This window comes from Nocardiopsis sp. NPDC006832, from assembly GCF_040635885.1.
Classification (GTDB): domain Bacteria; phylum Actinomycetota; class Actinomycetes; order Streptosporangiales; family Streptosporangiaceae; genus Nocardiopsis.
The window spans coordinates 1-14107 of the sequence record NZ_JBEYLC010000099.1 but is presented as its reverse complement, the minus strand read 5'-3'; the positions used below and the strand labels follow the sequence as shown (position 1 = coordinate 14107).

Here is a 14107-nt window from a genome sequence, read left to right as displayed (position 1 = left end):
ACCATATTATCTATAGACAATTAGATGGCACTACAACGTCCATTCAGGATTATAAACTTAAATTAATTTCTTAAATCACAACATTGAAAAGGAGCGAGACAGAATGCTGTCTCACTCCTTTTCAATTTAATTATCTTCATTGTTCGCCGGCGTCGTAGTGGCGACCGGTCGGTGCGAACCCGGCGGCGAGGTAGGTGCGTTCGCCGTCCTCGTTGCCCTCGTTGAGGCACAGGACGATCTGTTCGGCGCGGGGGGCGACCTGGACGACGAGCAGGTCGAGCAGCGGGGCCGAGCACGCGGTGCGGCCGATCCCCTTGCCCTGGTGTTCGGGTGCGACGTAGAAGGCGCGCAACAGCACCGCCTCGTCGGGTTCGTCGACGATCTCGCGCAGGACCCCGCGGCGGTCGATGATGCCGAACCCGACGCAGGCCCTCAAGGCGCCGGCGTGGTCGGACAGGTCGCCCTCGGTGAGGACGATGGCGTACGGGAAGCGTTCGGGGTCGTCGTCGGCACGGGGCAGGGTGTGCACCGCCTCGTCGACGAACCTGCGCTGCCCGGGGGCGACCCGTTGACGGGCCACCACCTCACGCAGCAGTTCGACCTCGGGGTTGTTGCGGTCCAGACGGACCAGGCGCAGTCCGGGGACCGTGCGGTGTTCGGGGACGGGGGGCTGAACCTCTTCGGGGGTGTTCACCGGCACCTTCATCCTCCACTCGCTGTCGGAGCGGACCCGCCTCGTTCGCGAAGCGGGCCCGACCGTCAGTCTTACACTCCGACCGGATGCCAAACCGTCTTGGTCTCCAGGAACGGCGTCAGGCGAGAGGTGCCGGGGTCGGTGTCGAGCCAGGCCTCCTCGCCACCGTCGGCCTCCGGTCCGGGGCGCAGTACCCGGGTGAGGGTGGTGGCGGCGGCCTTCTCGAACTCCACGGCCCGGTCGCCCGCACCCGCCAGGTCCAGGGCGTCGACGTCGGCGTGCGCGGTCAGGTGCGGGCCGAGCTCACCCACGTTCCCGGTGAGGATGTTGACGACCCCGCCGGGAACGTCGGAGGTGGCGAGCACCTCGGCGAGCTCGATCGACGGCAGCGGAGCGGTCTGGGAGGAGACCACCACCGCGGTGTTGCCGGTGGCGATGACCGGGGCCAGCACCGAGGTCAGGCCCAGCAGCGGCGCGCCCTGGGGCGCGAACACCACGACCACACCGGTCGGTTCGGGCGCCGAGTGGTTGTAGTACGGCCCGGCGACGGGGTTGGCGCCCCCGATGACCTGGGCGAACTTGTCGGTCCAGCCGGCGTAGTACACCCAGCGGTCCACGGCGGCCCGCACGTAACGGTCGGCCTTGGCCCGGGTGATCCCCTGGGCGGCGACCAGTTGCTCGGCGAACTGGGCGTGCCGTCCCTCCATGACCTCGGCGATCCGGTAGAGGATCTGGCCGCGGTTGTAGGCGGTGCGTCCGGACCAGCCGCCGAAGGCCTTGCGGGCCGTGGCGACGGAGTCACGGGCGTCCTTGCGGGAGGCCAGTGAGGCGTTGGCCAGATGGGTACCGTCCGCTGAGGTCACGGGGTAGCTCCTGCCCGACTCCGAACGGGGGAAGGCCCCGCCCAGGTAGAGCTTGTAGGTCTTCTTCACCGCCAGGCGGGCCGGGACCTCGGCGTCGACCTCGGCCGGGGCCCCGCCCTTCTTCTTGTTCTCGCGCCGCTCAGCCAAGGTAGGCCTCCAAACCGTGTCGCCCGCCCTCGCGGCCGTATCCCGACTCCTTGTAGCCACCGAAGGGGCTGGTCGGGTCGAACTTGTTGAACGTGTTGGACCAGATGACGCCGGCGCGCAGACGCTCGGCGGTCCAGAGCATGCGCGAGCCCTTCTCGGTCCACACCCCGGCGGAAAGCCCGTAGGGGGTGTTGTTCGCCTTGGTCACGGCCTCTTCGGGCGTGCGGAAGGTCAGCACCGAGAGCACGGGGCCGAAGATCTCCTCGCGGGCCACCCGGTGGGCCTGGCTGACGCCGGTCAGCACGGTGGGCGCGAACCAGTAGCCGGACTCGGGCAGGTCGCAGGCCGGCGACCAGCGCTCCACGCCCTCCTCGTCGGCGGTGGCGGTGAGCTCGCGGATCCGCTCCAACTGGGCGGCGGAGTTGATCGCGCCGATGTCGGTGTTCTTGTCCAGCGGGTCGCCCAGGCGCAGCTTGGCGATGCGCGCCTTGAGCCGGGGCAGGAACTCCTCGGCGATGGACTCCTGGATCAGCAGACGCGAACCGGCGCAGCACACGTGGCCCTGGTTGAAGAAGATCCCGGTGACCACGCCCTCCACCGCCTGGTCGATGGCCGCGTCGTCGTAGACGATGTTGGCGCCCTTGCCGCCCAGTTCCAGGGTGAGGCGCTTGTCGGTGCCGGCCACGGATCGCGCGATCTGTCGGCCCACCTCGGTGGAGCCGGTGAAGGCGACCTTGTCGGTGCCCGGGTGCTCGACCAGGGCCCGGCCGGTCTCACCCGCACCGGTGAGGATGTTGACCACGCCCGGGGGCAGGTCGGCCTCCTGGCAGATCTGGGCGAAGACCAGCGCGGTGAGCGGGGTGGTCTCGGCCGGTTTGAGCACCACGGTGTTGCCGGTGGCCAGCGCCGGGGCGATCTTCCACGCCAGCATCAGGAGCGGGAAGTTCCACGGGATGACCTGGGCGGCCACGCCCAGCGGTCTCGGGTTCGGGCCGAATCCGGCGTGGGCGAGCTTGTCGGCCCAACCTGCGTAGTAGAAGAAGTGCGCGGCGACCAGCGGAACGTCGACGTCGCGGGTCTCCTTGATGGGCTTGCCGTTGTCCAGCGTCTCCAGGACGGCCAGCTCGCGCGAACGCTCCTGGATGATCCGGGCGATGCGGAACAGGTACTTGCCGCGTTCGGCGCCGCTCATGCGGCCCCACACGGTCTCCTGGGCGCGGCGGGCGGCGGCGACGGCGCGGTCGACGTCGGCCGCCCCGGCCACCGCCACATGGGCGAGTTCCTCCTCGTCGGCCGGGTTGAGGTCGGTGACGTACTCACCGCCCTGGGCCGGGGTGAACTCGCCGTCGACGAACAGGTCGTAGGTCTCGCGCAGGCTGACGACGGAGCGGGACTCCGGTGCGGGCGCGTACTCGAAGATCACGGCTAGTCCTGCGTGTAGTAGTCGGGGCCCGGGTAGGTGCCGGTGGACAGCCTGGTGCGCTGCATGAGCAGGTCGTTGAGCAGGCTGGAGGCACCGATCCGGAACAGGTCCGGGGTGAGCCACTCGGGCCCGGCGGTCTCGTTGACCAGCACCAGGTTGCGGATGGCGTCCTTGGTGTTGCGAATGCCGCCGGCGGGCTTGACGCCGACGCGACGACCGGTCGCGGCGTGGTGGTCGCGCACGGCCTCCAGCATGATGAGCGTGACCGGGAGCGTGGCGGCCGGGGCCACCTTGCCGGTGGAGGTCTTGATGAAGTCGCCACCGGCGCGCATGGCCAGGTGGGAGGCGCGGCGCACGTTGTCGTAGGTGTTCAGCTCACCGGTCTCCAGGATGACCTTCAGGTGGGCGTCCCCGCAGGCCTCCTTGACCGCGACGATCTCCTCGTGCACCTTCAGGTAGTCGCCGGACAGGAACGCGCCGCGGTCGATGACCATGTCGATCTCGCTCGCGCCGTCGGCCACGGCCCGTCGGGTGTCGGCGAGCTTGACGTCCAGGGGCGCGCGCCCGGCGGGGAAGGCGGTGGCGACCGAGGCCACCCCGATGCCGGTGCCGCGCAGCGCCTCCACGGCGGTGGCGACCATGTCCGGGTAGACGCACACGGCGCCCACCTTGGGCACGGTGCGGTCGGCCGGGTCGGGCAGGGCCGCCTTGGCGCACAGGGATCGGACCTTGCCCGGGGTGTCGGCGCCTTCGAGGGTGGTCAGGTCCACCATGGAGATCGCCAGGTCGATGGCGACCGCCTTGGCGGTGGTCTTGATGGACCGGGTGGACAGGTCCTGGGCCCGGGCCCGGGCGCCGACCTCGTCGACACCGGGCAGGCCGTACAGATAGGCCCGAAGCGCGTGGTTCGTGGTCGCCTCGGGCGCGGTCGCGGTGTGTGACACGGGCACCTACAGCTTCGTCGGTTCACTGTGACCGTCCGCCACCGGTTGGGCGGGGACGGCGGGTCCCGGGTCGTCCGCGGGGGCTCCGCGTCCCGGCCGGGGCCGTCAGGCAGTCACCATAACCCCGGGCCCCGTCGGTGGCATCGCCTCGTGTGTTCGGGGTCATCAAGGTTGGAGAAATCTCTAAGGCTCATGCCATGTGATCGTTGTCCCTTCCTCCCAACAGGCGCTCGAAAAGCCCCAGAACGGCCCTTTCACCGGCCTGGTCCCCCGCCCTCGCCCCAGGCGCGGTCTAGACCGGACCACTCCCCTGAGCGACTCGGAGCGAGCGCGAACGTCGCGCCTCGCGGCTACGCTGGGCGCCATGGCGGAATTCCGGATCAGCAGCGACGACACCCAGGTCGACCTGCGCAAGATGGCGCTCGCCCTGGCCGAGTCCCAGGGGTGGGCGCGCGACGACGTGAGCGTCTGGGACAACCGGCGGGGTGAGGTGATCGTGACCGTCGACGACGCCCTGCTGCGCAAACCCGTCGCGGACCCCGAGCACCGACCACGGCACACCCCGCACGCCGTGCACGAGGCCTGTGAGCTGATCCGCCGGGAGGACCCGTCACTGCGGGGGGTGGACTTCGCCTTCCTCAAGGCCGAGTCGGCCCGCTTCTTCTCCGCCGGGTGGACCCTGGCCGACCTGCGGCACGCCCTCCTCGAACGCCCCGACGGGTCGGTCTGGGACCGGGGCGAGGAGTTCCGAGGCGGGCGTTGGTTCGTCCATCGTCTGGCCGCCTGGAAGACCCCCGACGGCGACATCCGCCCCTCCCTTTCCCAGGAGGCCTCCCAGCTGAGGGTGATCGGCAGGGCCGGGCTGCCCATGGACATCGGGCTGCCCGAGGACGCCGAACTCGCGCAGCGGCCGGTGGCCCGCCCGGAGGTGGCGCGCTCGGCCGCCGACGACGCCCGCCGACTGATCCGGCAGAACACCCGGACCACCACCGACTCGCTCGCCCACCGGGACCGCACCTCGGCCAACATCCGACGGCCCGAGGGCCGCTGAGCGCCTCGCTCGGTCGTCTCCCTCAGCCGCGCCGGTCCCGGCCGCCGGCCTCGTCCATCAGCACCACCGCGCCCTCGGCGACCTTGCCCAGACCGAGTTCGAGCGGTCCGCGCCCCAGCAACGGGCGCCACAAGGTCGCGAACACGAACGAGCCGAGGATGAACCACTCCAGGTAGAACGGTCCGCCCGCGGCGTTCTCCGGGTGGAGGGCGACGATGACCGCCAGGACGAGGATGTGCCCGGTGTAGACGGTCAGCGGCATCCGGCCCACCGAGGTGAGCGGGTACATCACGCGCGGCAGCCGCTCGGCCAGCAGCACGCAGATCACCAACACCAGCAACGCCTGGCCGACGGCCTCGAAGATCTCGAAGGTGGTCCCGGTGTGGGGGGTGCCCACCGCCAGCCACCACCAACTGTCCGTGTGCACCTGCCCGCTGATGCTGTGCATGGCGTCGATGGTGTTCCAGCGCAGTTCCTCGGCGGTCCCGGCGTCCACCGAGCTCAGCGGCGAACCGTTGAGGAAGGTGCTGTGGGCCTCGGTGAGCCGGTCCAGGCCGCCCATCGGGTAGAGCAGCACCCACGGCCCCAGGTAGCCGATGGCGGTCATGATCGCGCCGCCCACGGCCATGCGCACGCGCACCACCGTCGCGGTCAGGTCCGTGCGGCCCACCGCCATACCCGCGAACATGAACGCCATGAAGGTGATGGCCGGGTAGTAGCCGGTGAGGAAGAACTCCGAGAAGGAGGTGACGGCGCCGGTACGCGGCTGCGCGGGGAACAGGTCCTGGCGCAACAGGAAGGACACGATCGGACCGAACACGGCCAGGGTCGCGGCGGCGACCCACAACACGACCGCCCGAGCGCGGATCAACGGCAGCGCCAGGACGAAGAACCCGGCGTAGTAGGTGAGGATGATGGCCACCGGAACCGCGAGCGAGTCCAGGAACAGACCGAGCAGACCGATGGCCAGCGACCGGGCCACGATCTTGACCATCACCCGATGCAGTGGCCGGCCCGAGACCGGTTCGGCGCGTCCGCTCATCAGGGCCAGGGACACTCCCGCGAGGAAGGCGAAGAGCGCCGAGGAGTTACCCCGGACCAGTCCGTGCAGCTCCCAGCCCTGTTCCTCGGGCAGCAGCCCGAAGGAGACCACCCCGAGGTGGACCGCGAACATGCCGAAAACCGCGAGCGCCCGAGCGGCGTCGATGCCGTCGACACGATTCTTGGCGGGGGGACGGTCGTCGGGAAGGGTGCCGGTGTCGTCAGACTGGTTCTGTGCCACGTTTGTCAGGCTATGCCGACCGCGCGTGGGTCTCCAACGCCCTGACGTTCTCCTAACGGCCACACTCGGCCGGCCGAAAGGCCCGCCCACCGGGCGAACCTCGGGGCGTGGACCGCGTCCCCCGCCGAGCACCGGGTCCGGTGTTGGGCGGGGGACGACCGTTCGTGGGCCGGATCAGCCTCCGTCGACGATCTCGCTGAAGTGGTCCAACGCCTCGGGGTTGGCCAACGAGTCGCGACTGGCCACCTTCTCCGGGCTCTCACCCATGAGGATCCGCTTGACCGGAACCTCCAGCACCTTGCCGGACAGGGTCCGTGGCACGGCGGCGATGGCGCGGACCCGGTCCGGGACGTGTCGGGGCGAACAGTCGGTGCGGATTCTGCGGGCGATCTCCTTGGGCACGTCGCCCTCCAGGTCGGCGCCCTCGCGCAGCACCACGAACAGTTCGATCCGCGAGGAGCCGTCCTGCTGCGGGACGTCCACCACCAGGGCGTCCAGGACGTCGTCCAGGGCCAGGACCGCCCGGTAGATCTCACTGGTGCCCATGCGCACGCCACCGCGATTGATGGTGGAGTCCGAGCGGCCGTAGATGATCGCGGTGCCGCGGTCGGTGATCTCGATCCAGTCGCCGTGCCGCCAGATCCCCGGGTAGACGGCGAAGTAGCTGTCGCGCAGGCGTGAACCGTCGGCGTCGCCCCACAGGAACACCGGCATGGACGGCGCGGGTTCGGTGACCACGAGCTCGCCGACCTCCCCGACGAGCTCCTTGCCGTCGGGATCCCAGGAGGCCACCGCCATGCCCAACCCGCGAGACTGGATCTCGCCCTCGTACACGGGGAGGGTGGGGGTGCCGCCGACCAGGCAGCTGCAGATGTCGGTGCCACCACTGGTGGAGAAGAGCCACAGGTCGGGGCCGAGTTCCTCGTACACCCAGGAGAACGCCTCGGGGCTGAGCGGGGAACCGGTGGAACCGATCGCCTTGAGCGCGGACAGGTCGCGCCCCTCGCGCGGGACCACGCCCTCCTTCATGCAGGAGGACAGGTACCCGGCGCTGGTGCCGAACACGGTCACCCCGGCCTCGGCCGCCAGGTCCCACAACGCGTCCATGTTCGGGGCGGCGGGGCTGCCGTCGTACAGGACGATGGAGGCCTTGGTCAGCAACACGCTGACCAGGAAGTTCCACATCATCCACCCGGTGGTGGTGAACCAGAGGACGCGGTCGTGCTCCTGGGCGTCCAGGTGCAGGTTCAGGTTCTTGAGTTGTTCGAGGAGGATGCCGCCGTGGCCCTGGACGATGGCCTTGGGCAGACCGGTGGTGCCCGAGGAGTAGAGCACCCACAGGGGGTGGTCGAAGGGAACGGGGGTGAAGGTCAGTTCGGCGCCCGCGCCGGAGGCCACCAGGTCGGCCCAGGGAAGGACTCCCGCCGACTCGGCCTTGGGGGTCAGGTGGTCGAGCAGGACCGTGCGTTCCACGGTGGGCAGGGCTCCGCGCAGTTCCTCCACCACGGAACGACGGTCGAAGTCCTTGCCGCCGTACCGGTAGCCGTCCACGGCCAACAGCACCTTCGGTTCGATCTGGGCGAACCTGTCGATGACGCTGCGCACGCCGAAGTCGGGTGAGCAGGAGGACCAGATGGCGCCGAGGGAGGCCACGGCGTAGAACGCGGCGGCCGTCTCGGGCAGGTTCGGCAGGTAGGCGGCGACCCGGTCGCCCTCGCCCACGCCGAGTTCGCGCAGCCCGGCCGCGATGGCGGCGGTGCGCTCGCGCAGCTCGCCCCAGGTCCACTCGCCGAGTCCGCGCAGTTCGGTGGCGTGCCGGATCGCGACGGCGTCGTCGTCACGGCCCTCGAAGATGTGCCGGGCGTAGTTGAGGGTCGCGCCGGGGAACCACCGCGCCCCGGGCATGCTCCGGTCGGCCAGGACCGTCTCGTAGGGGGTGTCGGCCCGGACCCCGTAGTAGTCCCAGATGGAGGCCCAGAACCCGTCGACGTCGGTGACCGACCAGCGCCACAGGGCGTCGTAGTCGAAGTCCCGTGCCTCGGTGGAGTCGCCGCCGAAGGCATCGACGCCCTTCTCCCGTGCGGCCCATCGTGCGAACGCCACGATGTTGGCGGAGTCGATCCGCCGCTCGTCGGGTTCCCAGAGCACACGGGGCACGCTGCTCTCCGTCATTGGCCCGCCTTCCGATCGCGTGGCTTTGCGTTGCTTCGAGACCCATCTAACAGCACGCCGTGCTCGCGATCACGGGCCGGCCCGACCTAGTGGATTCCATGGAGTTCGCAGGTCACCACGGTCGTGGAAGTACGTGGGAACCCCACTTCCGAAGTCCTGGAAAGAGTGGGGTTCCTACGTTGACCCATGGCCGATCGACTCAGTTCAGGGACTTCACCATGGCGACGGCTTCGGCGGGCGAGTCGACGACCACGGCGCCGGTGGCCTCCAGACGCTCGCGGGACATCAGTCCGCCGGCGACCAGGATCGGCTGCGCGCCGGCCTCGCGGGCGGCGCGGGCGTCGTCGTCGATGTCGCCGATGAGGACGACCCGGGTCGGGTCCAGTTCCTGGTGGCGCAGGTGGTGGATCAGGTGCTCGGCCTTGGAGTCCTGCTCGGTCTCGAACCTGCGTCCGTCCACCCGGGTGAAGTACGAGGTGAGCCCGCGTTCACCGATCAGCGGGACCAGGTGGTCGTGGGAGGCCATGGACAGCAGCGACTGGGTGCCGCCCGTGCCGGTCCAGTCGTGCAGGACGTCGGGGACACCGGGTGCGAGGTCGCATGTGGGCAGGTACTTCACGTAGTTGGTGTCGTACAGTTCCTCGGCCCGGTCCCACTCCCCTTCGGCGAAGGAACGTCCGAGGAGTTCCTCGTAGCAGGAGACGAGCGGGCGGCGGAAGATCGAACGCCAGTACTCCAACTCCACGGGTTCGCGGCCGAACCCCGCGCAGACGGCGTTGACCGCGGCGAGGTTGGCGTGGTTGTCGTCCAGGAGGGTTCCGTTCCAGTCCCAGACGATGTGGCGGGGGTCGCTGTTCTCGAAAGTCATCTCAGGCATCGGATGCACTTTACGGCCACGGGCCGATTTCCGGTATGCGGTTTCGGCCACCCTCAGGCGGGGTCTCCCAGGTCACGGCCTTCCCGATCGACCGACCGACGTTCCGCGCGGATCCGTCGGCGTCGGCGCACGACCCACACCGCGAACAGCACCATCAGCGGGAACACGATGAGGATGAGCACCGGTAGCAGGATCGCCATCACCGAGGTCAGGAAGCTGACGACGTCCTCCAGGAAGGAGACCACCGGGGCGGCCACGCCGAAGCTCATCGCGTTCATCACCGGCCGGGCCAGCGCCTTGACCACGTGGAAGGCCAGCGCGATGAGGGCGCCGGCGATGACCGCGCCCCACGCCACCCCGCCGGAGCCGGCCGCCGCCCCGGAGGCCTCACCCGTGATCTCGGCCAGTTCCACCGTCGAGGCGCCCGCCCCGAACGTGATGCCACCGGCGGACGGCCGGACCACGGTCTGAACGGCGTCGTTGAGGCTGTCCAACGCGGGGATCTTGTCCGCCGCGAACTCCACCACCAACAGAACGGTGAGGCTGATCAGGGTGATCGGGTGTTCCAACCAGGTCCAGGAGGGGCCGAGCGGGACCAGCTCGGTGAATCGGGCGATCAACCCCACCAGAAGCAGGGGGACGTAGGCGTTGAGCCCGGACGCGGAGGCCAGGCCCAACCCGGTGAGGGTGGCGAACATGCGGTTCCTTCGTGCACGACGGACAGGAATCGGCGCCGGCTCCTCGAAGCCGGCGGTCATCCATGTTGACGCTCCGGAAGGGCCTCTGGTTGTGGATTGCGCGTAACGGCCGGCGCCGAGTCACTGTCGGTAGTTCTCGACCTCGGAGACCGGCCGGACCTCGGCGTCGTCGGGGTCCCGCCCGAACTCGTCCTTGGCCCGTCGCTGACGCAGCAGGTCCCAGCACTGGTCGAGCGCCTCCTCGACCTCCTTCATCCGACCGCGTTCGGCCGGTTCCAGTCCACCGGGTGTGGAGCGGAGCGCGTGCTCCTCGTCCATCAACCCGCGGATGGTCGTCATGATGTCCTGTTCGGCGCTGTCGCTCATAACGCCATGGTCCGCGCGCTCCGGAGACCGGGGCAAGGGCCGGGCACCCCGGGTTGTCCGGTTCGGACCGAACATTTACGCGAGGCCGGGAACGGCGTCGGACCCGTGACCCGGGGCCGAAGGTCCCGGCGGTCTGGGAAACTCCTACTACGGCCGCGTTGGTGGTGTTTCGTTCCGGGTCGGCGGCCGGCCGGGCGGAATAGACCACGAGGCCCCGCCCTTGAATACCTTTAGGGGGTATTGTTATGGCAGTTGAGCAGGCACAAGAGGGAAACGGCGGCATGACGGCGAACCACGGTTACAGCCACGACAAGCAGAGCCACGTCAACCGGCTCCGCCGCATCGAGGGCCAGATCCGTGGCCTGCAGCGCATGGTCGAGGACGACCAGTACTGCATCGACATCCTCACCCAGACCTCCGCGGTCAACAAGGCGTTGCGTTCCTTCGCCCTGTCCATGCTCGACGAACACCTCAAGCACTGCGTCGCGCACGCTGTGGCCAGCGGCGGCGAGGAGGCCGAGGAGAAGGTCCGCGAGGCCTCCGAGGCCATCGCCCGCCTGGTCCGTTCCTGACGACCGTCCCGCCTCCCACTCGGCCGGTCCCGGCCACGGGTCGCCGGCACCATCCCTGATCAGGCTACGTTCTCGCCATGGCCCCCGAACAGAACACCCTCTCCACCACGCTCGAACGCCACCTGGCGATCCCCGTCCTGCTGAGCGCCGCCCTCTCCGTTCCGGCGGTCTTCCTCTCCCTGTGGGGCGAGGGGATCTGGTCCGAGATCGGGGCGCGGGTCAACTGGTTGGCGGGGCTGGTCCTGTGGGCGGAGTGGATCCTGCTCATCGCGCTGGCCGAGAACAAGCTCGACTGGCTGCGCACCCACCGGTGGAGCACCTTCGTCGCGGTGTTGACGGTGCCGGCGATCGTCTTCACGCTCGGCCCCGCCCAGCTCCTACGGTTGGTCAGGATCGCCGCAACGCTGCGGTTGGCCCGGGTGACCCGCATCATCGAGGCGGGCGGGGTACTGCGGCGACGTATGGGGTTGCGGGGGCTCTGGGGGAAAGTGGCCCTGGTCGTCACCATCGCGCTGTCCGCGGTGTTCGTCGCGACGATCCTCGCCGATCCCGACTCCCCGGCCCGTCGTTTCCTGGCCGACCCGCCCGGCCTCTTCGACCCGTGGAAACTCCTCTTGGCGCCGACCCTGATCGCGGTCGCGGTCATCCTCATCATCGTCATCCGTCGGCGCGGCGCCCGGAACGCGAAGGGCCCCGGAACCACGTCCTCCGACGTTCCCGGAGCCCTCGACAAGGGTTCGGCTCAGTCTCCGTAGCGATCCTGTTCGTTCTCCCGCAGGCGGGCGCCCGTCTTGCGAGCGCTCTCCGCGTCCAGGTAGTCCACCTTCTCGTTGGCCACGAACGACGACGGGCGCCCCTCGTCGGCGAACCCCATCCGGGCGACCTCTCCCCCGGTGACGGCGCGGATCCCCCAGTTGGCGATGATCCGCGCCCGTGCCGTGGCCGAGGGCACCGCCATCACGTGGTAGCCGCGGGTGACGCCCAGCGCCGGCAGACCGCTCAGGTCGAACCTCATGATGCGGGCGAGCGCGTCACTGCCGCTCAGGTCCACCACCAGCCCCATGTCCTTGTGCCGGAACTCGCTCAGCGGCCGTCCCAGGATCGAGTTGACCACGTTCTGTGCCACGGTGGCCGCCTGCCTGCTGGCGTACTGGGCCGTGGGCGGGCAATAGGCGCTCTCGGCGCTCGACAGGTCGGGCACGGCGGCCGCGTCACCGATCGCGAACACGTCCGGCTCTCCGGGAACGGACAGGTCCGCGCCGACCTCCAGCCGGCCGCGCATCGTCGGCTTGCCGAGTGTCTCCATGAGCGGGCTGGGAGAGACCCCCGCGGTCCAGATCAGGGTTCGGCACGGCAGGGCGCGCCCGTCGGTCAGCACGACCTTGTCGGCGGTGACCTCACGGACGGTCACCTTGAGCTTGACCTCGACGCCCAGGTTCCGCAGCAGGTTCAGGGCCTTGCGGCCGAGTCGGTCACCGAGTTCGGGCAGGACCTTGGGCGCGATGTCGATCAGGTGCCAGCGGATCACCGAGCGCAGTTCCGGATAGAGGCGAGCGGCCTCCTCGCACAGGCGCTTGAGCGAGGCCGCGGTCTCCACACCGGTGTAGCCGCCACCGACCACCACGAAGCGGCAGCGTTCCTCCCGTTCGAGCGGGTCCTTGGAGTCGTTGGCCAGTTCCAGCTGGCCCAGCACGTGGTCACGGAGCAGGACCGCTTCGGCGAGGGTCTTGGCTCCGTAGGCGTACTCGGTCAGGCCGGGGATGTCGAACTCCCGGGTCAGTCCACCGGGCGCCAGGACGAGCCGGTCGTAGGGCACGGGCGCGAGTTCGCCGGTGGGGCGTCGCACCACCACGGTGTGGTCCTGGGTGTCCACACCCACCGCGTGCCCGGGCACGAACCGGGTCTTCTTCATGAGCCGGTGTACCGACATGGCCACCGACTGCGGGGTGAGGAGCCCCGAGGCCACCTGGGGCAGCAACGGGCTGTAGAGCATGTAGTCGTTCGGTGCGACCAGGGCGATGTCGGCCGCACCGTTGGGAATGCGGCGTTCGAGGTGGCGCACGGTGTGAAGTCCACCGAATCCCGCACCGACCACCACGATCCGAGGCCGAGACATGTGTTCACCGCTCCTTCTTCGTATCGGGGGCGGGACGTCCTTCGCGTCTGCGGGCCGTCGGACGCAGGAGTACCCACTTCACCGCCGTCGAATGTACGAGCACGCGTCCCGTTTTCCCGGGAACCCACACGGAACGTTCCCGGGACTTTGTGCCGCATTGGTCCTCCCGCGTGACGGCATACGGGAACTTCGCTGGGACGAAACCTCCCCTTTGTTGCCGGAGCGGCCATCCGACATACATGGTTGGCCACTGTGTGTAGTCATTCACGTATGGAACGTGTTGACCCGTGACAGGAGAGGGGCAAGGAACTCGTATGCGATCGTTCACCAGGATCGCCGCCACCACCGTGCTGGCCGGAGGGCTGACCGTGTTCGGAGTCGGGGCGGCCTTCGCCGACCCGCCGGACGAGGTGACCGAGCCGAGCGAGGAGGTCACCGACACCACCGACGAGGTCGCCGAACCGGGCCAGGAGCTGTCGCCCGAGGCCGCGGCGCTCCTAGAGGACCCGCAGGTCCAGGAGCTCCTCGCGGATGAGGACGCCGTCGAGCTGCTCAGCGACCCCGAAGCGCTGGAGATGTTCGGGGCCCTCCTGGAAGCGAAGGGCCCGGCGGAAGCCCTGGAGGAGCTCGACCTTCCGGCGTTCGGCGACGACGCTCCGGAGAACGAGGCCCCGGACGAGACCGAAGAGGCTCCGGAGGCCGAAGAAGCCGGGGAAGCCGACGAGGTGACCGGCGACGCTCCGAACGAGAACGTCACCCAGCCGGTGGAGAACGTCACCGAGGACACGGAAACCTCCTAGGTTCCCGACCCGCGTGAAGGGGGAGGGCGGGCGGTCGCGGGACTGCCGGAGCTGGTGACGCTGGCCCAGGACGGGGATCCGGTGGCCGTGACCCTGGTACGC

At 69.4% G+C, this 14107-nt stretch carries 13 protein-coding genes, 1 tRNA gene and 1 pseudogene; 5 read left to right on the top strand and 10 right to left on the bottom strand.

The window, feature by feature from the left end:
- Positions 1-136: 136 nt before the first annotated feature.
- The 4 genes from ABZ717_RS27365 to deoC are packed head-to-tail and all read right to left on the bottom strand — an operon-like array spanning position 137 to position 4077.
- Positions 137-706, bottom strand: coding sequence for a GNAT family N-acetyltransferase (locus ABZ717_RS27365; RefSeq protein ID WP_358515742.1), 570 nt, complete (start codon positions 704-706; stop codon positions 137-139).
- Between the two features lie 59 nt (positions 707-765).
- Positions 766-1704, bottom strand: coding sequence for an aldehyde dehydrogenase family protein (locus ABZ717_RS27360; protein WP_358515739.1), 939 nt, complete (start codon positions 1702-1704; stop codon positions 766-768).
- On the bottom strand, positions 1697-3127 hold the full coding sequence (locus tag ABZ717_RS27355; RefSeq protein WP_358515736.1) for an aldehyde dehydrogenase family protein: 1431 nt from the start codon (positions 3125-3127) through the stop codon (positions 1697-1699). Before ABZ717_RS27355 ends, ABZ717_RS27360 begins: the two co-directional genes overlap by 8 nt.
- A gap of 2 nt (positions 3128-3129) precedes the next feature.
- Positions 3130-4077, bottom strand: coding sequence for a deoxyribose-phosphate aldolase (gene deoC, locus ABZ717_RS27350; RefSeq protein WP_358515733.1), 948 nt, complete (start codon positions 4075-4077; stop codon positions 3130-3132).
- A gap of 358 nt (positions 4078-4435) precedes the next feature.
- Between deoC and ABZ717_RS27345 the strand changes: the two genes are divergently transcribed.
- Positions 4436-5122 (top strand): hypothetical protein, encoded by a 687-nt coding sequence (locus tag ABZ717_RS27345; protein WP_358515730.1) that lies wholly within the window; start codon positions 4436-4438, stop codon positions 5120-5122.
- A 22-nt stretch (positions 5123-5144) separates the two neighbouring features.
- On the opposite strand, the gene ABZ717_RS27340 is transcribed toward ABZ717_RS27345, so the two are convergent.
- From ABZ717_RS27340 to ABZ717_RS27320, 5 genes are all read right to left on the bottom strand, one after another.
- On the bottom strand, positions 5145-6404 hold the full coding sequence (locus ABZ717_RS27340) for a heparan-alpha-glucosaminide N-acetyltransferase domain-containing protein (RefSeq protein ID WP_358515727.1): 1260 nt from the start codon (positions 6402-6404) through the stop codon (positions 5145-5147).
- A 174-nt stretch (positions 6405-6578) separates the two neighbouring features.
- Positions 6579-8576 carry an acetoacetate--CoA ligase gene (locus tag ABZ717_RS27335; RefSeq protein ID WP_358515725.1) on the bottom strand — a complete coding sequence of 666 codons (1998 nt, stop codon included), beginning with the start codon at positions 8574-8576 and terminating at the stop codon, positions 6579-6581.
- 199 nt (positions 8577-8775) lie between these two features.
- On the bottom strand, positions 8776-9453 hold the full coding sequence (locus tag ABZ717_RS27330; RefSeq protein WP_358515722.1) for an HAD family hydrolase: 678 nt from the start codon (positions 9451-9453) through the stop codon (positions 8776-8778).
- Positions 9454-9506: 53 nt separating this feature from the next.
- A complete protein-coding gene (locus ABZ717_RS27325) occupies positions 9507-10151 on the bottom strand; it encodes a DUF4126 domain-containing protein (protein ID WP_358515719.1) in 645 nt (214 codons plus the stop codon).
- 120 nt (positions 10152-10271) lie between these two features.
- Positions 10272-10517, bottom strand: a complete 246-nt coding sequence (locus tag ABZ717_RS27320; RefSeq protein WP_358515716.1) for a DUF2630 family protein — start codon at positions 10515-10517, stop codon at positions 10272-10274.
- Between the two features lie 281 nt (positions 10518-10798).
- Between ABZ717_RS27320 and ABZ717_RS27315 the strand changes: the two genes are divergently transcribed.
- Positions 10799-11089 carry a metal-sensitive transcriptional regulator gene (locus ABZ717_RS27315; protein ID WP_358515713.1) on the top strand — a complete coding sequence of 97 codons (291 nt, stop codon included), beginning with the start codon at positions 10799-10801 and terminating at the stop codon, positions 11087-11089.
- A gap of 77 nt (positions 11090-11166) precedes the next feature.
- Positions 11167-11844 (top strand): metal-sensitive transcriptional repressor family protein, encoded by a 678-nt coding sequence (locus tag ABZ717_RS27310; protein WP_358515710.1) that lies wholly within the window; start codon positions 11167-11169, stop codon positions 11842-11844.
- Here the strand turns inward: ABZ717_RS27310 and ABZ717_RS27305 are convergent.
- A pseudogene (locus ABZ717_RS27305) lies at positions 11832-13133 on the bottom strand (FAD-dependent oxidoreductase); the annotation flags it as partial. The gene ABZ717_RS27310 and the pseudogene ABZ717_RS27305 sit on opposite strands and share 13 nt — an antisense overlap.
- On the opposite strand from ABZ717_RS27305, the gene ABZ717_RS27300 reads away from it, so the two are divergent.
- A tRNA-OTHER gene (locus ABZ717_RS27300) sits at positions 13089-13186 on the top strand. The pseudogene ABZ717_RS27305 and the gene ABZ717_RS27300 overlap by 45 nt on opposite strands.
- A gap of 333 nt (positions 13187-13519) precedes the next feature.
- Positions 13520-14005, top strand: a complete 486-nt coding sequence (locus ABZ717_RS27295; protein WP_358515708.1) for a hypothetical protein — start codon at positions 13520-13522, stop codon at positions 14003-14005.
- The last annotated feature ends 102 nt before the right edge of the window (positions 14006-14107 follow it).

Coding starts and splice junctions, on each gene's coding strand:
- ABZ717_RS27365 (WP_358515742.1), bottom strand. CDS start 706: ATGAAGGTGCCGGTGAACACCCCCGAAGAGGTTCAGCCCCCCGTCCCC.
- ABZ717_RS27315 (WP_358515713.1), top strand. CDS start 10,799: ATGACGGCGAACCACGGTTACAGCCACGACAAGCAGAGCCACGTCAAC.
- ABZ717_RS27310 (WP_358515710.1), top strand. CDS start 11,167: ATGGCCCCCGAACAGAACACCCTCTCCACCACGCTCGAACGCCACCTG.
- ABZ717_RS27345 (WP_358515730.1), top strand. CDS start 4,436: ATGGCGGAATTCCGGATCAGCAGCGACGACACCCAGGTCGACCTGCGC.
- ABZ717_RS27335 (WP_358515725.1), bottom strand. CDS start 8,576: ATGACGGAGAGCAGCGTGCCCCGTGTGCTCTGGGAACCCGACGAGCGG.
- ABZ717_RS27295 (WP_358515708.1), top strand. CDS start 13,520: ATGCGATCGTTCACCAGGATCGCCGCCACCACCGTGCTGGCCGGAGGG.
- ABZ717_RS27320 (WP_358515716.1), bottom strand. CDS start 10,517: ATGAGCGACAGCGCCGAACAGGACATCATGACGACCATCCGCGGGTTG.
- ABZ717_RS27330 (WP_358515722.1), bottom strand. CDS start 9,453: ATGCCTGAGATGACTTTCGAGAACAGCGACCCCCGCCACATCGTCTGG.
- ABZ717_RS27325 (WP_358515719.1), bottom strand. CDS start 10,151: ATGTTCGCCACCCTCACCGGGTTGGGCCTGGCCTCCGCGTCCGGGCTC.